This window comes from Streptomyces sp. A1136, assembly GCF_004795055.1.
In the GTDB taxonomy this organism is placed as follows: Bacteria; Actinomycetota; Actinomycetes; order Streptomycetales; family Streptomycetaceae; genus Streptomyces.
In genome coordinates this window covers 241,686-260,276 of the sequence record NZ_SSBJ01000005.1, presented here as the reverse complement: position 1 = coordinate 260,276, position 18,591 = coordinate 241,686, and the positions used below count along the sequence as shown (strand labels likewise).

Annotated in this window: 15 protein-coding genes; 9 read left to right on the top strand and 6 right to left on the bottom strand. The window is 72.4% G+C overall.

Going from position 1 to position 18,591, the window contains the following annotated elements; genetic code table 11:
* Positions 1-55: 55 nt before the first annotated feature.
* Positions 56-3,361, top strand: coding sequence for a bifunctional lysylphosphatidylglycerol synthetase/lysine--tRNA ligase LysX (gene lysX, locus E6R62_RS07245; RefSeq protein WP_136212454.1), 3,306 nt, complete (start codon positions 56-58; stop codon positions 3,359-3,361).
* A gap of 110 nt (positions 3,362-3,471) precedes the next feature.
* Entirely contained in the window at positions 3,472-4,428 is a 957-nt protein-coding gene (locus E6R62_RS07240) for a polysaccharide deacetylase family protein (protein WP_136212453.1), read from the top strand.
* 76 nt (positions 4,429-4,504) lie between these two features.
* Here the strand turns inward: E6R62_RS07240 and E6R62_RS07235 are convergent, their stop codons facing one another.
* Positions 4,505-5,170, bottom strand: coding sequence for a class F sortase (locus E6R62_RS07235; protein ID WP_136212452.1), 666 nt, complete (start codon positions 5,168-5,170; stop codon positions 4,505-4,507).
* A gap of 352 nt (positions 5,171-5,522) precedes the next feature.
* On the opposite strand from E6R62_RS07235, the gene E6R62_RS07230 reads away from it, so the two are divergent.
* Complete coding sequence (locus E6R62_RS07230; RefSeq protein ID WP_136212451.1) at positions 5,523-6,035, top strand: hypothetical protein; 513 nt, start codon at positions 5,523-5,525, stop codon at positions 6,033-6,035.
* A 139-nt stretch (positions 6,036-6,174) separates the two neighbouring features.
* On the opposite strand, the gene E6R62_RS07225 is transcribed toward E6R62_RS07230, so the two are convergent.
* From E6R62_RS07225 to E6R62_RS41695, 3 genes are all read right to left on the bottom strand, one after another.
* On the bottom strand, positions 6,175-6,798 hold the full coding sequence (locus E6R62_RS07225) for a hypothetical protein (RefSeq protein ID WP_136212450.1): 624 nt from the start codon (positions 6,796-6,798) through the stop codon (positions 6,175-6,177).
* 188 nt (positions 6,799-6,986) lie between these two features.
* Positions 6,987-7,757, bottom strand: coding sequence for a DUF4239 domain-containing protein (locus tag E6R62_RS07220; protein WP_136212449.1), 771 nt, complete (start codon positions 7,755-7,757; stop codon positions 6,987-6,989).
* A 31-nt stretch (positions 7,758-7,788) separates the two neighbouring features.
* A complete protein-coding gene (locus E6R62_RS41695; RefSeq protein WP_136212448.1) occupies positions 7,789-8,511 on the bottom strand; it encodes a hypothetical protein in 723 nt (240 codons plus the stop codon).
* A 327-nt stretch (positions 8,512-8,838) separates the two neighbouring features.
* Here E6R62_RS41695 and E6R62_RS07210 point away from each other — a divergent pair, with 327 nt between their 5' ends.
* Together E6R62_RS07210 and E6R62_RS07205 are read left to right on the top strand one after the other, a co-directional pair.
* Positions 8,839-9,669: an SAM-dependent methyltransferase gene (locus E6R62_RS07210; RefSeq protein ID WP_136212447.1), complete on the top strand. Its 831-nt coding sequence runs from the start codon at positions 8,839-8,841 to the stop codon at positions 9,667-9,669.
* Between the two features lie 152 nt (positions 9,670-9,821).
* Positions 9,822-11,954, top strand: coding sequence for a bifunctional diguanylate cyclase/phosphodiesterase (locus tag E6R62_RS07205; protein WP_136212502.1), 2,133 nt, complete (start codon positions 9,822-9,824; stop codon positions 11,952-11,954).
* A gap of 174 nt (positions 11,955-12,128) precedes the next feature.
* Here E6R62_RS07205 and E6R62_RS07200 read toward each other — a convergent pair whose 3' ends face one another.
* On the bottom strand, positions 12,129-13,208 hold the full coding sequence (locus E6R62_RS07200; protein ID WP_136212446.1) for an FAD-dependent monooxygenase: 1,080 nt from the start codon (positions 13,206-13,208) through the stop codon (positions 12,129-12,131).
* 107 nt (positions 13,209-13,315) lie between these two features.
* Here E6R62_RS07200 and E6R62_RS07195 point away from each other — a divergent pair, with 107 nt between their 5' ends.
* Positions 13,316-13,975 carry a TetR/AcrR family transcriptional regulator gene (locus tag E6R62_RS07195; protein ID WP_136212445.1) on the top strand — a complete coding sequence of 220 codons (660 nt, stop codon included), beginning with the start codon at positions 13,316-13,318 and terminating at the stop codon, positions 13,973-13,975.
* A gap of 49 nt (positions 13,976-14,024) precedes the next feature.
* On the opposite strand, the gene E6R62_RS07190 is transcribed toward E6R62_RS07195, so the two are convergent.
* Positions 14,025-14,903: a LysR family transcriptional regulator gene (locus tag E6R62_RS07190; protein ID WP_136212444.1), complete on the bottom strand. Its 879-nt coding sequence runs from the start codon at positions 14,901-14,903 to the stop codon at positions 14,025-14,027.
* A 94-nt stretch (positions 14,904-14,997) separates the two neighbouring features.
* Between E6R62_RS07190 and E6R62_RS07185 the strand changes: the two genes are divergently transcribed.
* The 3 genes from E6R62_RS07185 to E6R62_RS07175 are packed head-to-tail and all read left to right on the top strand — an operon-like array spanning position 14,998 to position 18,405.
* Positions 14,998-15,702, top strand: coding sequence for a succinate dehydrogenase cytochrome b subunit (locus E6R62_RS07185; protein WP_136212443.1), 705 nt, complete (start codon positions 14,998-15,000; stop codon positions 15,700-15,702).
* A gap of 1 nt (position 15,703) precedes the next feature.
* Positions 15,704-17,668, top strand: a complete 1,965-nt coding sequence (locus E6R62_RS07180; RefSeq protein ID WP_136212442.1) for a fumarate reductase/succinate dehydrogenase flavoprotein subunit — start codon at positions 15,704-15,706, stop codon at positions 17,666-17,668.
* Positions 17,665-18,405, top strand: coding sequence for a succinate dehydrogenase/fumarate reductase iron-sulfur subunit (locus E6R62_RS07175; RefSeq protein WP_136212441.1), 741 nt, complete (start codon positions 17,665-17,667; stop codon positions 18,403-18,405). Before E6R62_RS07180 ends, E6R62_RS07175 begins: the two co-directional genes overlap by 4 nt.
* Positions 18,406-18,591: the final 186 nt, after the last annotated feature.

Sequence of the window (18,591 nt, the reverse complement as noted above, 5' to 3'; positions counted from 1 at the left end):
CCGACAGTATCCCGTCGGCGCGCGGACCGGCCCGGCCCTCCCTACAGTGCGAACCATGAGTGCCACCGCGGAGCAGACCCGCGGGACCCGCAGCCGCTTCCTGCACCGGGTCCCCGACGCGTTCGGAGCGTTCTTCGCAGCGCTCGGACTGCTGTGCGCCCTCCTGTCCTTCTCCCCGGGGCTGCGCCGCCTGCTGCGCCACATCGTGCGCTTCCTCGACGACTTCGTCATCCCCGTCAGCGCGAACCTCGCCTACGCCGTCTTCCTCTTCCTCCTCGCCGCCGCCCTCGGTGCCCGCAAGAAGGTCGCCTGGTGGATCGTCGTCACCTATCTGGCCTTGCTGATCCTCGTCGACGTCCTGTTCATCGCGGACGACGAGTACTGGATCGGTGGCGTGTCCCTGGCCATCGCGGCCGCCGCCCTCGCCCTCCTGATCGCCGGCCGCCGGGAGTTCTACGCCGCCTCCCGGCCCGGCGCGTTCTGGCGCGCCCTGCTCGTCCTCGGCCTGGGCCTGCTCCTCGCCGTGCTCGCCGGATGGGGCCTGGTCGCACTGTTCCCCGGGACGCTGCCCAAGGGCCAGTGGCTCGACTGGGCCGCCAAGGAGGTCTTCGGCGGCCTCTTCTCCGACCGCCGGTTCGACGGCCGTCCGCCCCGCCCGCTGTCCTTCCTGCTCGGCCTCTTCGGCGCGATCGCACTGCTGAACGCGGCCGCGGCCCTCTTCCGGTCCCAGCGGCTGACCGCCGCCCTGCACGGGGACGAGGAACCCCGCATCCGCGCCCTCCTCGGCGCCTACGGGCGCTCCGACTCCCTCGGCTACTTCGCGACCCGGCGCGACAAGGCCGTCGTCTTCGCCCCCAACGGCAAGGCCGCCGTCACCTACCGCGTCGAGGCGGGCGTCTGCCTGGCCAGCGGCGACCCGGTCGGCGACCCCGCCGCCTGGACCCCCGCCATCAACGCCTGGCTGGCCGTGGCCCGCCGCTACGGCTGGCAGCCCGCCGTCATGGGCGCCTCCGAGGACGGCGCGACCGCGTACGCCCGCTCCGGGCTCGGCGCCCTCCAGCTCGGCGACGAGGCGATCTTGCACGTCGCGCAGTTCGACCTCGACGGCCGCGACATGCGCGTCACCCGGCAGGCCGTCAACCGGGTCCGGCGCACGGGCGCCACCACGGTCATCCGCCGCCACTCCGCCCTCTCGGAGGAGGAGATGCACACCATCGTCGACCGGGCCGACACCTGGCGCGACACGGAGACCGAACGCGGCTTCTCCATGGCCCTGGACCGGCTCGGCGACCCCGCCGACGGTGACTGCCTCCTCGTCGAGGCCTTCGACGCCGAGCGCCGGCTGATCGCCCTGCTGTCCTTCGTCCCCTGGGGCAATGACGGCATCTCCCTCGATCTGATGCGCCGCGACCGCACCGCCCCCAACGGCGTCATGGAGTTCATGGTCGCCCAGCTCTGCGCCGCGGCGCCCGGTCTGGGCGTGCGCCGGATCTCCCTCAACTTCGCCGTCTTCCGCTCCGCCTTCGAGGAGGGCGGCCGGATCGGCGCCGGGCCGGTCCTGCGACTGTGGCGCAGGCTGCTGCTGTTCTTCTCCCGCTGGTGGCAGCTCGAGGCGCTGTACCGCTCGAACGTCAAGTACGGCCCCGAGTGGTACCCGAGGTTCCTCTGCTACCAGGACGCCGGCTCCCTCGCCCGGGTCAGCCTCGCCTCCGGAATCGCCGAGGGCTTCGTCTCCGTACCGAGCATGCGCAAACTGTGGGGCAACGCCCACCCCAAGGGCCTGACCGCGCCCGCCACCACCGAGGGCCTGCCCTCCATCGACTCCCTCGGCCTGGACCTCGTCGGGGAGGTCGGCGGCCGTGCGGCGACCGAGCGGCTGCCCGAGCAGGTCCGGGTGCGGCACGCCAAACTGGACCGCATCCGGGCGTCCGGCACCGACCCGTACCCGGTCGGCATCCCGCAGCGCACCCACACCGTCGCCCGCCTGGAGGAGGAGGCCCACCCGGGCCACCCGCCCGGCACCCGTACCGGCGAACAGGTGACCCTCGCCGGCCGGGTGATGCTCGTGCGCGACCTCGGGGGCGTCGTCTTCGCGGTCCTGCGGGACTGGACGGGCGACACCCAGCTGATGCTCACCCGCGACGAGACGGGCCCCGCCGTACTGGACTCCTTCACCTCACAAGTCGACTTCGGCGACCACGTCGTGGCCACCGGCGAGGTCGGCACCAGCAGGTCCGGCCGGCTGTCCGTCGTCGTCCACACCTGGCAGCTCACCGGCAAGTGCCTGCGCCCCCTGCCCGACAAGCGCAAGGGCCTGGCCGATCCCGAGGCCCGCGTCCGGCGCCGCTACCTCGACCTCGTCGCCAGCCCCGGCGCGCGCGACGTCGTCCGGGCCCGCTCCACCGCCGTGCAGGCCCTGCGGCAGGGGCTGCTGGAGCGCGGCTACCTGGAGGTCGAGACCCCGATGCTCCAGCAGATCCACGGCGGGGCCAACGCCAGGCCCTTCCGCACCCACATCAACGCCTACGACCTCGACCTGTACCTGCGCATCGCCCCCGAGCTGTACCTGAAGAGGCTGTGCGTCGGCGGCATGGAGAAGGTCTTCGAGATGGGCCGCACCTTCCGCAACGAAGGCGTCTCCTACAAGCACAACCCCGAGTTCACGATGCTGGAGGCCTACCAGGCCTTCGCCGACTACGACGTGATGCTCGACCTGACGCGCGAACTGATCCAGGGCGCCGCCACCGCGGCCTTCGGCTCGCCCATCGCCCACCACGCCGAGGCCGACGGCACACTCGTCGTGCACGACATCTCCGGACACTGGCCGGTCAAGACGATGTACGGGGCCATCAGCGAGGCGCTGGGCGAGGAGGTCGACGCCGACACCGACGAGCGGGCGCTGCGCCGCCTGTGCGACCGGGTCGGGGTCCCCCACTCGCCCGACGACACCAGGGGCGACGTGGCGCTGGAGATGTACGAGCGGCTGGTGGAGGAGAAGACCAAGCTGCCCACCTTCTACAAGGACTTCCCCACCGACGTCTCCCCGTTGACCCGGCAGCACCGCGTGGACCCCCGGCTGGCCGAACGCTGGGACCTGGTGGCCTTCGGCACCGAGCTCGGGACCGCCTACTCGGAACTCACCGACCCCGTCGAGCAGCGTCGTCGGCTGACCGAGCAGTCACTGCTGGCGGCCGGCGGAGACCTTGAGGCGATGGAACTCGACAACGACTTCCTGGACGCGCTGGAGTACGCGATGCCGCCGACCGGGGGGCTCGGCATCGGTGTCGACCGGCTCGTCATGTTCCTCACCGGTCTGACGATCCGAGAGACGCTCCCGTTCCCGCTCGTACGGCGCGGCTGACCGGACCACGACGCGGCCGGCCGGCCCCCGGCTGGTCCGCGCGGGTGACGGGCGGCGGGCGCCTTCGCGCCTCCAGGCCTCTTCGCGGCAGTCGTTGATACCCAGTAAGAATGAAAAATGACGAACCGACAGTAGGGCGACGCGTGCTCCTGCGCACCGCCGTCTTCCTCGGAGTCGCGGCGGCCGCCTCGCTGATCACCCACGGCGAAAGCGACACCCCGACCGCCGACACCCCGACCGCCGACACCCCGACCGCCGGCGGCCCGCCCCCCGGACGCCCGGCCGGTTCCGGCCCGGCGCCCGGACCCGGCGGCGCGGGCGCCACCGGTCGCGGAGCGGCGGGAGCCCCGGCCCTGCGCGCCAACGGACTCCCGCCGAACAGCTACCGGCTGACGCCGATGACGGCCGAGGCCCCGGCCCGGCCGGCCGCCGTGAAGCCGGCCGTCCGCACCCGGCCCATCCTGGAACTGCCCGCCGAGGCGAGCCGGGCGGGCCAGATGGTCCTCACCTTCGACGACGGCCCCGACCCCCGCTACACCCCCGGCATCCTGGACACCCTCGCCCGGTACGGGGTCCGCGCCGTGTTCTTCGTCTGCGGCGAGATGGCCACCGACAACCGCGACCTGCTGCGCCGGATGGCCGCCGAGGGCCACGTCATCGGCAACCACACCTGGACCCACCCGCTCATCCCCACCCTCACCCGCCCCGACCTGACCGGCGAGATCGGGCGCACCAGCGAGGTCGTGGAGGCGGCGGTCGGCGCCCCGCCCCAGTGGTTCCGGGCGCCCTACGGGGCCTGGAACCGGGCCGCCTTCGAGATCGGCGCCGAACTGGGGATGGAGCCCCTCGCCTGGACGGTCGACAGCCTCGACTGGACGGAACCGGGGACCTCCACCATCGTCTCCCGCGTGCTGGGAGGAGCCGCACCGGGCGTGATCGTGCTGTCCCACGACGCCGGAGGCAACCGCTCCCAGAGCGTCGAGGCGCTCGGCACGTACCTGCCCCGACTGCTCTCCAGGGGCTATCGGATGACGCTGCCCACCCTGCCGACCGCCCGGGCGCACTGAGGGCCCGCGCCTGGCGGGCCGACGCCCGGGCCCCGGTCGGCGTGCGCCGACTCGCCCCGCCGACCTTCGTCGGGGGTCAGCGGGCCTCCACCATCCGGGCGAAGACGACCACGTTGCCGTCGTAACCCCGCCCCTTGGAGTAGCCGCCGCCGCAGGTGATCACGCGGAGTTCCGGGTGACCGGTGTCCCCGTACACCCGGGCTCCGGGGAAGGTCTCCTTGGAGAACACCTCCACGCCGTACACCTCGAACACCGCCGTGCGTCCGTCGTACCGCTCCACCTCGATGTGCTGGCCCTTGTTGAGCGAGCCCAGGCCGTAGAAGACCGCCGGGCCCTGCGCGTTGTCCACGTGGCCCACGATGACCGCCGACCCCTGCTGGCCGGGGGAGATCCCGTTCAGGTACCACCCGGCAAGGTTCGGGTCCTGCGGCGGCGGCGCGTCGATGAAGCCCTGCGCGTCCAGCCCGACCGTCATCACCGGCGCGTCCACCTTGATCGCCGGGATCCGGATGCGCTGCACCGACGAGTGCTCCAGCACCTCCAGGTCCGGCGGCGGAGCCGGCGGCGCCACCGCCGCCTGGTCGGGCCGCACGGCGACGGCCGCGGCGGCGGCGGGCTGCGGCGGACCGTCGTTGAGGTTCACCCCGTTGCGCATCATGGCGAGGCCGGTGAGCAGGACCAGTGCGAGTGGTCCCCACGGGGAGCGCCTCCTCGGCCGCTGCTCACCCTCGTCCTCGGTCATGGCTCTCCCTTCCCGACGCGGGGGTCCCGACCCGCGTTCCAGTCCCTCCCCGGTACGCCCTTCCCCACGCACGCTAAGGGTGCACGGGCGGGACGGCGATCGGGGGCGGGCGAACGGGTGGTGCGGCCGGAAGGGGTGCGCCCATCCAGGTAATCGTCACATAAATGCCTGACGGGTCGTGACCTGCGGATCCGTCAGAAACGTTTCGCGCTGTTCGGCGTGTCGGTCAACCGGGCGGCCCAAAGTCGGAAATGCGCTGGTTGCGGGCCGCCCCGAGGGTTCGTGGTGGGAGGCGTTCTCGTCGATCATCCCGGGCGACCGCTCCGGGGCGCTTTCCGCTGGAGGTTCCACCATGCGTGTTTTGCGCGCACTCACCGTGACCGCGGCGGCCTGCGCCGTCGTCGTCCTCGGCGCACCCCTCGCCTCGGCGAACCCGGCGGGCGGCCCGCCGCTGGGCGGCGGCACCGGGCCCAGCAACGTCACGGTCAACCCGTACTCCGTGCACCAGGGCTCCACGATGCAGGTCAGCGCGGCCGGATGCACCCACGGCGGCACGGTCTGGTCGCACGGCAACTTTCCCGAGACGAGACTGTCGGCCGGCTCCATCGGATTCGCGACCGTCCGCATCTTCAACCACGCCTCTCCCGGCCACCAGACGCTGTCCGTCAGGTGCAACGACAGCAGCCTCGTCGCCACCCACCGCTTCACGATCCTCGACGGGAACGGCGCCCAGGGTGGTCTCGGCGGCTCCTTCGGCCCGTCCACCACCGAGACCGCCATCGGCTCCGGCCTCGTCGCCACGGCGGCACTCGGCGCGGGCATCCACGTGATGCGCCGTCGCCGCCCGATCGGTAGCCGGGCCTGACCGGCCGACCTCCCCGGTGCGCCCGGCACCGCGGTCGCCCCGAGTCCTGACGAGGGCTCGGGGCGCGTGCGGTTCCCGTCCGGGCCCGGGCGGGGCGGCCGCCGCCGTCAAGGTGCCGGCCTCCGTCGGCGCGCCCGCGTCAGTGGCCGCGGGTGTAGCGGCGGCGCAGCACGTATCCCGTGGCGCCAACGGCGGCCAGCACGAAGCCGGCGCCGATGCCCAGTTCCAGCAGGTTCGCCCCGGCGACGCTGCCGCCCAGGCCGCCCCGCACCCCGAGGGTGGCGCCGCGCGAGGTCGGCGCGACGGGCACGGCGGGCACGGCGGGCACGGCGGCCGCGGTGGGCGGCGACGGGAGCCGGCGCGGCGGGCCGACGGTGGAGCTCGTGGTGGGCCTGCTCGTGGCGCCGGCGATGGTCAGGTCGGCCGAACCGGTCTCCCCGTTGCAGGTGAAGGTGACGGAGTACAGCGCCCCGGGCCGGGCGTCACGGTCGACGGTGACCCGGGCGGTCTGGCCGCGCGCGATGCTCACGGTGTCGAAGACGCCGGAGGACGAGGTGGCGAACGCGGCATTGCACCCGCTGACGGAGAGCACCACCTGGCCGCCGGGGGCGACCGTCGAGGGGGTGATGGCGAAGGCGAACGAGGTGACGGGCTGGGCTTCGGCCGCGACGGCGGCGCTGGTGCCCGCCGCGCCGAGCGCGAGAACGACGCCCGTGGCGCCGGCGCTCAGCAGGGCGGTGGCGGAGCTGCGTATCGCACCCATGAGTGTTTCTCCGGATCCCCGAGGAGCAGCCGCGGAATGGTTTCCGCACGTGGAGGGACGTGCGCCTCGATGTCCGTCACGCTAGGCGCGGGCCCGGGGGCCCGCGATCAGGAACGGGCGAACGGGTCATATCGCTGGGCCGAACCGGGGACGGGGGCCCCGTCCCCGGTTTGCCGGGCCGCCCGCGCTCAGCCCTTGAGCCCGAGGTGCGGGAACTGGGCGAAGAAGGGCTCGGCGGTGGCCGCGATGCCCCTTCCGAAGGGTGCGTCGAAGTCCCAGATCAGGAACAGCAGGAAGGCGATCAGCGCGCTGAACAGCCCGGCCAGCAGCAGTTCGCGGAACGAGCGCCGGATCTGGAGCGTGAAGATCAGACCGACCGTCACGAGCGCCCCCACGACGAGGCCGAACCACACCACCCCGGGCATCGTGGCCTGGGCGCTCTGGCCGCGGGCGTCGCGGGCGTCGTCCACCGCCGCGACCTGGTCGACCAGCGGCTGGTACGCCTGCCCCTCGTGGTCGGTCTTCGGCTCGTAGTCCGTGACGTCCCGGCGGATGCGTTCCAGCAGTTGGCCGCTGCGGTCGGTGATCCGGCCGTGGTCGGCCATCTCCTTCCACTCCGTGTCCACCACGTACGTCACGTACGCGTCGACGTCGGAGCGGATGGTCTTGCGGACCTCGGGGGGATAGACCTCGGAGCGGACGCTGACCTCGTGCAGGGCCTGGGACTCCTGGCGCACGTACTCCTGGGCGGCGCCGCGGCCCTCCCAGACGCCCGCGATCGCGAGGCCCAGGACGATCGCGTAGATCACCCCGATCATCATCGTCATGTACTCGATGACGTCCGGGGTCTCGTTGGGATCGTCGTCCTCGCCGATCCGGCGCTGATTGAAGAAGGCGATGCCCAGTACCACGGCGCAGGCCGCGGCCATCGCCAGGGACAGGACGAGCCATTCCGACACGATGACTCCTAACAAGGGGCGGGGGCCGGGCCTAGCGCGGGCGCAGCGCGACGATCGCGAGCACCGCGGGCGCCGCGGTCATGAGGGTGAAGGTGACCGGCGAGATGTGGTGTTCGGCCGGCTTGCGGGACGGCGAGTGGTAGGTGGGGCGGGCCACCGGCTTGGGGGCGGGCCGGGGGGTCGCCGTCGGCGTGGGGGTGGGCGTGGGTTCCGGCTCCGGGGCCGGTCTCGGCGGGGGAGGGGCGGGTGCCGGGGCGGCCACGGGCGGCGGTGGCGCGGGCCTCGGCGGGGCCGGCTTCGGGGGCGCGGGGGGCGGGGCGGGCTTGGGCGGCGGGGGCGGCGTGGGCTTGGGGGAGGGGGGAGGTGGTGTGGGGCTCGGTGGGGGCGTCGGCGTCGGCGCGGGGGTCGGCTTCGGAGGACAGGGGGGCGGGGGCGGCGGCGGGCAGTGGTGGCCGTGGTGATGGCCCCAGCCGTGGCCCCAGCCGTGGCCGGGGCCGTCGTCCCGTCCGCCCGCCCGACCGTTTCCGAGGTCGTACCCCCGACCGTCTTCGCGGGCGCCGTCGTGATGTCCGCCACCCTCGCCGGCCACCGCCCGGACGCCGTTGGCGGCCGTGGAGATCCCGACGGGGTCCGTGCCGTCGCCCGGGGAGATCGACGTGGAGGCGCGGCTATCGGCCACGGCCGGCGTGACGGACATCGCCGCCCACACCAGGACCGGTACCGCCAGCAGGCGCCGGGCACATGCTCTGTTCACCCGGGGAGCATGGGCCCGCTCGCACCCGGGCACGCGGAGGTCGGCCGTGGTTCGCCTGAACGGGCGGAGTTCGGACCGTAGTGGTTTGAGCCACCTTTTGACCGACTTCCAAGGTGACCCGCTCAATTCCCAAAAGGTATTTGTCGGTTTCTGTCACGGGGTGCAGTGGCACCCGTGCTCGCGTTGGGTGTGTGACCAAGAACGGATCGCCAATTTCCGCTTTTGCTCGCTCCGTTGGCCAATGATCAGTACATTCGGCTCGGACAGGAGTCCGGTTTTCCGAACGACCCCACCGGACCACGACACGACGACGGCTTGGAGACCCCGATGGAGCGCCCCGCCTGGGCCCCGCCAGGCATCGACATATCGGTGCCGAGCGTGTCCCGCATCTACGATTACTACCTGGGCGGCTCGCACAACTTCGAAGTCGACCGCCAGGCGGCCCGCAGGGCCATGGAATTCCTGCCGGGGATGCCCAAGATCATGCAGGCCAACCGGGCCTTCATGCGCCGTGCCGTGCGCCACGCCGTCTCCGAGGGCATCACCCAGTTCCTCGACATCGGCTCCGGCATCCCGACCTTCGGCAATGTCCACGAGGTCGCCCGCCAGGCCACCCCCGAGGCGCGCGTGGTCTACGTCGACCACGATCCGGTGGCCGTGGCGCACAGCCAGGCGGTCCTCGCCGGTGACGACCGCACCGACGTCGTCTCCGCCGACCTGCGCAAACCGCAGGACATCCTGGGCGCCCCCGAGGTCACCCGGCTGCTGGACCTGAGCCGGCCCGTCGCCCTGCTGCTCGTCGCCGTCCTGCACTTCCTGGAGGACGGCGACGACCCGTACGCGTCCGTCGCCCGACTGCGCGACGCGCTCGCCCCCGGCAGCATGCTGATCCTCACCCACGCCTCCTACGAGGGCATCCCGCTCGCCGAGGAGGTCGCGGTCGGGGCCGTCGGCGTCTACCGGGACATCCGCAACCCCCTCGTGATGCGTACCCGCGAGGAGGTCACGCGCTTCTTCGACGGGTTCGAGCTGCTGGAACCGGGCCTGGTGTCGATGCCCGACTGGCGCCCGGAGCTCACCGATTCCCCGGCGGACGGGGACACGCCGGAGGACCCGTTCGCCTTCTCGGGCTTCGCGGGAGTGGGACGCAAGGCGTGAGACTCCCGGCCCCGACCCCACCGCCCGTCAGCCCGAGCCCGGCCCGTCCACCGGAGGCCGGGGTCGTGACGCCGCCGAAGAGCCCTTCGGTCCACGACGCGCCGCCCGGCCCGCAAGCGGGCCGGGCGGACCTGCGGGAGCACCACAGCGGGTTGGAGGACCGGATCGCGCGTTTCGCGACCATCTGGGGCCGGGCCATCTTCCCCGTCACGGCGACCTCGCTGACCCGCCCCGAGTTCGAACGGCACCTGGTCCCGCTGACCCGCACGCTCACCGAGGCCCTGCACGCCCGGCCCTTCGACGCCTCGCCCGCCCAGCGGGTGGGCGCCGAACTCGTCGCCGTGCACTGCACCGACCCCGAGGCCCTCGCCGGAACCCTGGGGGTCGTCGAGTCGTACCTGGTGCTGTACTGCGGTCCCGACGGGGTCGGGGCGGAGAGCACGGAGGAGTACAGGTCCCGCTGTGCGCGGCTCCAGCACGGCATCGCGGCCGGGTTCGCCCGCGCGCTGCGGGAGCGCACGCTCAAGGAGCAGGAGGCCATCGCCCGCTCCGCGCTGACCGCCCGCGCCGACGCGCAACAGGCCCTGCACGCGAGCGAGGAACGCTTCCGGGCCGTCTTCGAGGGGGCCGCCATCGGCATCGGCATCGCCGACCTGGAAGGCAACGTGCTGGAGGTCAACGACACGCTGCTCCAGATGTTCGGCGGCCTCGAAGGGCACGTCCGCAGCCGCAACGTCAGCGAGTGGGGCCACCCCGACGACACCCCGCACGTCTGGCGGATGTACGGCGAACTGGTCCGTGGCGAACGCGAGCACTACCGGGTGGAGAAGCCCTACTACCGCAACGACGGGACCGTCTTGTGGACCAACCTGACGGTGTCGCTGCTGCGCGACCCCGAAGGGCGCCCGCAGTACCAGCTGGCCCTGATGGAGGACACCACCGAACGCCGGCTGCTGAACCTGCGGCTGCGCTACGAGGCCACCCACGACGCCCTGACCGGCCTGCCCAACCGCACGCTCTTCTTCGAGCGGCTGGAGAAGGCCCTCAGCGGGGCCGGCGGCCCCCGCTTCGGCCTCTGCTACCTGGACCTGGACGGGTTCAAGGCGGTCAACGACAGCCTGGGCCACTCCGCGGGCGACCGGCTGCTGGTGGAGGTGGCCGATCGGCTCCAGAGCTGCGCGACGGGACCGGGCGAGGTCGTCGCGCGGCTCGGCGGTGACGAGTTCGTGGCACTGACCACCGGCTCCGACACCGAGGAGAAGGCCACCGAAATGGCGGTCCGGGTCCTGTCCGCGCTGTCGACCCCGATCCGGCTGGAGGGCCGGGAGCTGACGGTCCGGGGCAGCATCGGCATCGTCGAGGGACCGGCGGGCGAACGGACCCCGGCGGAGGTGCTGCGCAGCGCCGACATCACGATGTACCGGGCCAAGGCGGCGGGCGGCAACCGGTTCGAGTTCGCCGACGAGGAGGCCGACGCCCGCGCCATCACCCGGCACGGCCTGACCAACGCGCTGCCCGCGGCCCTGGAACGCGGCGAGTTCTTCATCGAGTACCAACCGCTGGTGCACATGCACGACGGCAGCGTGCACGGCGCGGAGGCGCTGGTGCGCTGGTCGCACCCGCAGTACGGGGTGCTGGGCCCGGACCGCTTCATCCCGCTCGCCGAGCGCACGGGACTGATCGTCCCGCTCGGCCGCTGGGTCCTGGAGGAGTCCGTGCGCCAGGCCTGCACCTGGCAGAGCCGACACGGCGGCTCCGCGCTGCGCGTCAACGTCAACCTCTCGCCGACGCAACTGCACCACCCCGGGCTGGTCGCCGACACCGTCCGCGTCCTGGAGGCCTCCGGTCTCGCCCCGGGCGCGCTGTGCCTTGAGGTCACCGAGTCGGCGCTGATCGGCGCCGACGACGAACTCCTCGAACCGCTGCGCCGACTCGCGGCCCTGGGCGTGGACATCGCCCTGGACGACTTCGGCACCGGCTATTCCAACCTGGCCAACTTGCGTCGCCTGCCGGTCAGCGTCCTCAAGCTGGACCGCTCGTTCACACAGGGGATGCAGCAGCAGCCGGCCAACCCCGTCGACGTCAAGATCGTGCAGGGCATCGTCGCGCTGGCCCACAGCCTCGAACTCGCCGTCACCGTCGAGGGCGTGGAGACCGGTGTCCAGGCGGCCCAGCTTCGCGAGCTCGGCTGCGACACCGCCCAGGGCTGGTACTACGCCCGCCCCGGCTCCCCCGACCGGATCCACGCGTTGTCCCTCTCGGACGCCGTCCCCACACCTTCCTGACGGCCGGTTCCGATCCACCCTGACCCGACCCGACCCGACCCGACCCGGCCCGACCCGCCCCGGCCCGGTTCGGACCCCGACCCGAGCCGGACCCGGCCGGTCCGGTTCAGTCGGGCCGGTCCAGGTCCGGGACCGCGTCACCGGCCGGACCCGGGCCCTCGCGCGGGACCGCGATCACTCCCGGACCAGGCCCGCCTCCGTCCCCCGGCCGGGCGTACGGACGGCGTCCACGACCCGGTCGTACCGCCTCGCCGTGTCGGCCACGACGTCCAGGGCCACCGGCAGCCGCTCCGCCTCGTACCCGTCGAGCACGTCCTCCCGACGGTCCGGGTCCCCGAGGGCGGCGGCCAGCGTCAGGGCGAGCGCGGCCGCGTCCTCTATGCCGGTGTTCATGCCAAGGCCGCCGGCTATCGGGTGGACGTGCGCGGCGTCCCCGACGAGGAACGCGCGCCCCTCACGCATACGGGCGGCGACGCGGACGTTGATCCGCCAGCTGGAGAGCCAGGTGGCGTCGGCGAGCCGGATGCCCGGCATCCGCGCGCACCGGTCGAAGATCCGCTGGAAGCTCTCCAGCGAGGGGGGCACGTGCCCGCCCCGCTCGTCCGCCTCCGGCGCGGCCTGGAGCTGGAAGCTGTCCGTCCCGGGCATGGGGCACAGCAGTATCCCGCCTCCCTCGGAGGTGAACCACTGGTGCCAGAAGTCCCGGCTGAGCCCCGGCGCCCGCACGTCCCCGAGGACCATCGCGGGTTCGCCCCGCGTACTGCCCTCGAAGGGGATGCCGAGGAGGCCGCGGGTGGTGCTGCGCCCGCCGTCGCATCCGGCCAGGTAGCCGGCGGTCACCTCGCTGCCGTCCGCCAACCCCGCCCGCACCCCGGTGGCGTCCTGGTCGACGGCGACGATACGGGAGTCGTATTCGACGCGGACGCCGAGCTCGGCGAGCCGGTCGCGCAGGATCTGCTCGGTCTGCCACTGCCCGAGCAGCACTCCGCCGTCGTCGACGGTGGTGTCCGCGATCTGCTTCCCGTCGAAGTACTTGCGCAGGGTCACACCCTGGCTGCCGATGGCGCGTACGGCCGAGGCCACCCCGAGGGTCTCGAAGACTTCCAGGCTGCTCGGCCGGAGCCCTTTGCCCCGCGACTCGCGGTGCGGCGCGGGGCGTTGTTCCAGGACCCGCACGGCGGCGCCGCGCAGCGCCAGGGCGCAGGCAAGGGTCAGCCCGGTGGGGCCGGAGCCCGCGATCAGTACGTCGGTCATCAGGAGGTCCTCTCCTCGTCGTTGATCCAAGGAAAACCCCTCCCGCCGAAAAAAGCAACCGGGTCACAAAAATAACCCGGTCATGAATTTTGTGGTACGCTCGACGCATGGACGAAACGACGGAACCGCGCACCACGGGTCTGCGCGAGAGCAAGAAGCTGCGCACGCGCCACCATCTGGCGGCCACGGCGATCGAACTGTTCCTGGAGCGCGGCTTCGACGCCGTGTCGGTGGCCGACGTCGCCGCCGCGGCGGAGGTCTCCAAGCCCACGCTGTTCCGCTACTTCCCGACCAAGGAGGACCTGGTGCTCGACCGGTTCGCCGACCACCAGGACGAGGCCGCGCGCGTCGTGCGTGACCGTGAGGCGGGAGCCGGCCCGGTCGGGGCCCTGCGGGCACACTTCCTGGCCGCGCTCGCCGACCGTGATCCCATTACGGGCCTCTGCGACCACCCGAACGTGCTGGCCTTCCAGGGCCTGCTGTACGCCACCCGGAGCCTGGAGTCCCGGATCGGCCACTACACCGCCCGCGAGGTGGAGTTGCTCGCCGCGGTGTTGCGGGAGGAGGGGGTCGCCCCGCTCGCCGCCCGACTGGCGGCGCAGCACCTCGTGACCGTCCGCCGCGAGCTGGGTCGGGAGAACTACCACCGCCTCGCCGCCGGGCAGAGCGCCGACGAGGCCTACCCCACGGCCCGCGCCGAGGCCGAACAGGCCTTCGCGATGCTGGCGGACGGTCTCGACCGAGGCCTGCCCATACGCCCGTCCTGACCGGACCCGCGCCCTCGGACCGGGAGTCGGCCGGGCGGTGCCCACCGGGTCAGGACAGGAGCATGCGCCTGAGTTCACGGGCCGCGCGCGGGGGAGCGACGTCCGTACGGTGGGCCAAGGCGATCGTGCGGCGCAGGGGGGAGCCGGCGAGCGGGGTGGCGCGCAGGCCCGGTCCGCCGTGGTCGACGACCATCGCAGGGACCACCGCGATGCCGAGCCCCGCCCGGACGAAGCCGAGGACGGCGTCCATCTCGCCGCCCTCCACCGTGAACACCGGCTCGAAGCCCGCCGACCGGCAGGCCGCCACCGTCAGGTCCCGCAGGTCGTAGCCGTGCCGGAACATCACCATCGGCTCGTCGCGCAGCGCCGCGATGGTCAGCGGCCCGCCCCCGCCGGGCGCCGGTCGGTCCGCGGCCGAGACCACCACCAAGTCCTCGGTCAGCAGCTCCACCGTCGTCAGCGCCGGCGCCGACGGCGGCAGCGGCAGCGCGATCAGCGCCAAGTCCAGTACGCCGCGCGCGAGTTCGCGTACGAGGTCCAGCGAACCGCTCTCCTCGATCAGCAGCTCGATCCCCGGGTGCGCGGTGTGGAAGGCGCGCAGGACGTCCGGCAGCAACCCCGTGCACACGCTCGGCGTGGCCCCCAGCCGGACCCGACCGCGCCGCAACTGCGCCAGCTCCTGCACCTCCAGGCGCGCCGTGTCCGCGTCCGCCAGGATGCGCCGGGCCAGCGGCAGCAGCGCCTCACCCGCGTCCGTGAGGGCGATGTTGCCCCGCGCCCGGCTGAACAGCTCCGCCCCCAGCTCCCGCTCCAGAGCCCTGATCTGCTGGGAGAGCGACGGCTGGGCGACATGGACCCGCTCCGCCGCCCGGGTGAAGTGCCGGGTCTCGGCGACCGCCACGAAGTAGAGGAGCTGCTGGAACTGCATCACCCCAGGATAGGGCCACGCATAGGCAAATCCTATCGAGTGGAGCTCCATCATGTCTTGGACCTTTCGGGACCCTCCTCCCTACCGTCGTCCCATGGCTTTGGCACCGCGGACGGATCGACGGCCGTCCACCACGCGCACGCTCTGGGGCTCCACCGTCGGCAAGAAGACCGTGATGGCCGTCTCCGGCCTGATCATGCTCGGCTACCTCGTCGTCCACATGCTCGGCAACCTGAAGATCTTCTTCGGGTCGCAGGAGTTCAACGGCTACGCGCACTGGCTGCGCACCCTCGGAGCCCCCTTCCTCCACCACGAGTGGGCCCTGTGGATCGTCCGCGTCGTGCTCGTCGCCGCCGTCGTCGCGCACGCCGTCTGCGCCTACCAGCTCAGCCGCCGCGACCTCAAGGCGCGCCCCGTCGCGTACGCCCACAAGCGCCGCCGCGCGAGCTACGCCACCCGCACGATGCGCTGGGGCGGCGTCATCCTCGCCCTGTTCATCGTCTGGCACCTGCTCGACCTCACCACCCTCACCGTCAACCGGAGGGCGTGGGCCGGCCACCCCTACGAGAACGTCCTCGCCACCTTCTCCACCTGGTACGGCAACACGATCTACATCGTGGCCATGGCCGCCCTCGGCCTGCACGTACGCCACGGCTTCTGGAGCGCCGCCCAGACCCTCGGGGCCGGCAACGCCCGGCGCGAGCGGTCCCTCAGGTTCCTGGCCGACGCCCTGGCCCTCGTCCTCTTCGCGGGCTTCGTGTCCGTGCCCGTCGCCGTCATGACCGGAGTGGTGAGCTGAGATGAGCAGCACCGACAACAGCGACTACGCCGCCTACACCACCGGCGAGCCCCTCGCAGACACCAAGGCCCCGGCCGGCCCCATCGCCGACCGCTGGGACCGCCGCCGCTTCGAGGCCAAGCTGGTCAACCCCGCCAACCGCCGCAAGCACACCGTCATCGTCGTCGGCACCGGTCTGGCCGGCGGCGCGGCCGGTGCGACCCTCGCCGAACAGGGCTACCACGTCGTCCAGTTCTGCTACTCCGACTCCCCGCGCCGCGCCCACTCCATCGCCGCCCAAGGCGGCATCAACGCCGCCAAGAACTACCGCAACGACGGCGACTCCGTACACCGCCTCTTCTACGACACCGTCAAGGGCGGCGACTTCCGCGCCCGCGAGTCCAACGTCCACCGCCTCGCCCAGATCTCCGTCGAGATCATCGACCAGTGCGTGGCCCAGGGCGTCCCCTTCGCCCGCGAGTACGGCGGTCTCCTCGACACCCGCTCCTTCGGCGGTGTCCAGGTCTCGCGCACCTTCTACGCCCGCGGCCAGACGGGCCAGCAACTGCTCCTCGGCGCCTACCAGGCGTTGTCCCGGCAGATCGCCGCCGGCAACGTCGAGATGCACGCCCGCACCGAGATGCTCGACCTGATCACGGTCGACGGAGTGGCGCGCGGCATCGTCGCCCGCGACCTGATCACCGGGAAGATCAGCACGTACTACGCCGACGCCGTCGTGCTGGCGAGCGGCGGCTACGGCAACGTCTTCTACCTCTCCACCAACGCCATGAACTCCAACGCGACCGCCATCTGGCGGGCGCACCGGCGCGGCGCCTACTTCGCGAACCCGTGCTTCACCCAGATCCACCCCACCTGCATCCCGCGCACCGGCGACCACCAGTCGAAGCTGACGCTGATGAGCGAGTCGCTGCGCAACGACGGCCGCATCTGGGTCCCCAAGGCCAAGGGCGACACCCGCCCCGCGGCCGAGATCCCCGAAGCGGAACGGGACTACTACCTGGAGCGGATCTACCCCTCCTTCGGCAACCTCGTGCCCCGTGACATCGCCTCGCGCGCCGCGAAGAACGTCTGCGACGAGGGGCGCGGCGTCGGACCCGGCGGCCAGGGCGTCTACCTGGACTTCGCGGAGGCCATCCGCCGCATGGGCAAGGACAAGGTCGCCGAGAAGTACGGCAACCTCTTCGACATGTACGAGCGGATCACCGCCGAGAACCCGTACGAGGTCCCCATGCGGATCTACCCGGCCGTCCACTACACCATGGGCGGACTCTGGGTCGACTACGACCTCCAGACCACCGTCCCCGGCCTGTTCGCGATCGGCGAGGCGAACTTCTCCGACCACGGCGCCAACCGTCTGGGTGCCTCCGCGCTCATGCAGGGCCTCGCCGACGGCTACTTCGTACTGCCCTCCACCATCAACGACTACCTGGCCCGCAACCCGCACCACGACACCGTGGACGACGCGCACCCCGAGGCGGCGGCCGCCGTCCGCGAGACCCGCGACACCCTCGCGAAGCTGCTCGCCGTGGACGGCGATCGCACCCCCGACTCCTTCCACCGCGAGATCGGCGAACTGATGTGGGAGTACTGCGGAATGGCGCGCACCGACGCCGGTCTGCGCAAGGCCCTCGCCCGCATCCCGGAGATCCGCGACGAGTTCTGGAGGCGGATCAAGGTCCCGGGCAGCGGCCAGGAGTTCAACCAGTCGTTGGAGAAGGCCAACCGCGTCGTCGACTACCTGGAGCTCGCCGAGCTGATGTGCCTCGACGCGCTCCACCGCGCCGAATCCTGCGGCGGACACTTCCGCGAGGAGTCCCAGACCCCCGACGGCGAAGCCGCCCGCCGGGACGAGGAGTTCGGCTACGCGGCGGCCTGGCAGTACCAGGGCACCGGCACCGCGCCCGTCCTGCACAAGGAAGACCTCGTCTTCGAGTACGTCCACCCCACCCAGCGGAGCTACGCATGAAGCTCACCCTGCGCGTCTGGCGCCAGCGAAACGCCGACGCCCCCGGCGCCATGGCCTCCTACGAGGTCGACGGCATCTCGAGGGACATGTCCTTCCTGGAGATGCTCGACACCCTCAACGAGGACCTCATCCTGCGAGGCGAGGACCCCGTCGCCTTCGACCACGACTGCCGCGAAGGCATCTGCGGCGCCTGCAGCCTCGTCATCAACGGCGACGCCCACGGCCCCGAGCGGACCACCACCTGCCAGCTCCACATGCGGGCGTTCGCCGACGGCGACACCATCGACATCGAACCGTGGCGGGCCTCGGCCTTCCCGGTGGTCAAGGACCTCGTCGTCGACCGGAGCGCCTTCGACAGGATCATCCAGGCCGGCGGATACATCACCGCCCCCACCGGCTCCGCGCCCGAGGCGCACGCCAACGCCGTGCCCAAGGCCGACGCCGACTACGCCTTCGAGCACGCCGAGTGCATAGGCTGCGGCGCCTGCGTGGCGGCCTGCCCCAACGGCTCCGCGATGCTCTTCACGTCCGCCAAGGTCAACCACCTGAACGTGCTGCCGCAGGGTTCGCCGGAGCGGGAGACGCGCGTGCTGGACATGGTGGCCCGGATGGACGACGAAGGCTTCGGCGGCTGCACCCTCACCGGCGAATGCGCCACGGCCTGCCCCAAGGGCATCCCGCTGCCGTCGATCGCCGCGATGAACAAGGAGTGGCTCAGGGCGGTCCGCAAGGCGTAGCCCCCAGCGGGCGCCGGCAGCGGACGATCGGGACGGACCGCACGGGACGGGCCCGCACGAGGGGGTTCGCACGAGGGGGCCGCCCGCATGAGGCGCCCGCACGAGGAGCCGGGCAAGGGACCCGAACGAGCGATCCGATGCGCCGACCGGGGGCTCGTGGGGGCCGTACGTCGCGCCGCGACCGGA

Coding starts and splice junctions, on each gene's coding strand:
- lysX (WP_136212454.1), top strand. CDS start 56: ATGAGTGCCACCGCGGAGCAGACCCGCGGGACCCGCAGCCGCTTCCTG.
- E6R62_RS07240 (WP_136212453.1), top strand. CDS start 3,472: ATGAAAAATGACGAACCGACAGTAGGGCGACGCGTGCTCCTGCGCACC.
- E6R62_RS07235 (WP_136212452.1), bottom strand. CDS start 5,170: ATGACCGAGGACGAGGGTGAGCAGCGGCCGAGGAGGCGCTCCCCGTGG.
- E6R62_RS07230 (WP_136212451.1), top strand. CDS start 5,523: ATGCGTGTTTTGCGCGCACTCACCGTGACCGCGGCGGCCTGCGCCGTC.
- E6R62_RS07225 (WP_136212450.1), bottom strand. CDS start 6,798: ATGGGTGCGATACGCAGCTCCGCCACCGCCCTGCTGAGCGCCGGCGCC.
- E6R62_RS07210 (WP_136212447.1), top strand. CDS start 8,839: ATGGAGCGCCCCGCCTGGGCCCCGCCAGGCATCGACATATCGGTGCCG.
- E6R62_RS07200 (WP_136212446.1), bottom strand. CDS start 13,208: ATGACCGACGTACTGATCGCGGGCTCCGGCCCCACCGGGCTGACCCTT.
- E6R62_RS07195 (WP_136212445.1), top strand. CDS start 13,316: ATGGACGAAACGACGGAACCGCGCACCACGGGTCTGCGCGAGAGCAAG.
- E6R62_RS07190 (WP_136212444.1), bottom strand. CDS start 14,903: ATGCAGTTCCAGCAGCTCCTCTACTTCGTGGCGGTCGCCGAGACCCGG.
- E6R62_RS07185 (WP_136212443.1), top strand. CDS start 14,998: ATGGCTTTGGCACCGCGGACGGATCGACGGCCGTCCACCACGCGCACG.
- E6R62_RS07180 (WP_136212442.1), top strand. CDS start 15,704: ATGAGCAGCACCGACAACAGCGACTACGCCGCCTACACCACCGGCGAG.
- E6R62_RS07175 (WP_136212441.1), top strand. CDS start 17,665: ATGAAGCTCACCCTGCGCGTCTGGCGCCAGCGAAACGCCGACGCCCCC.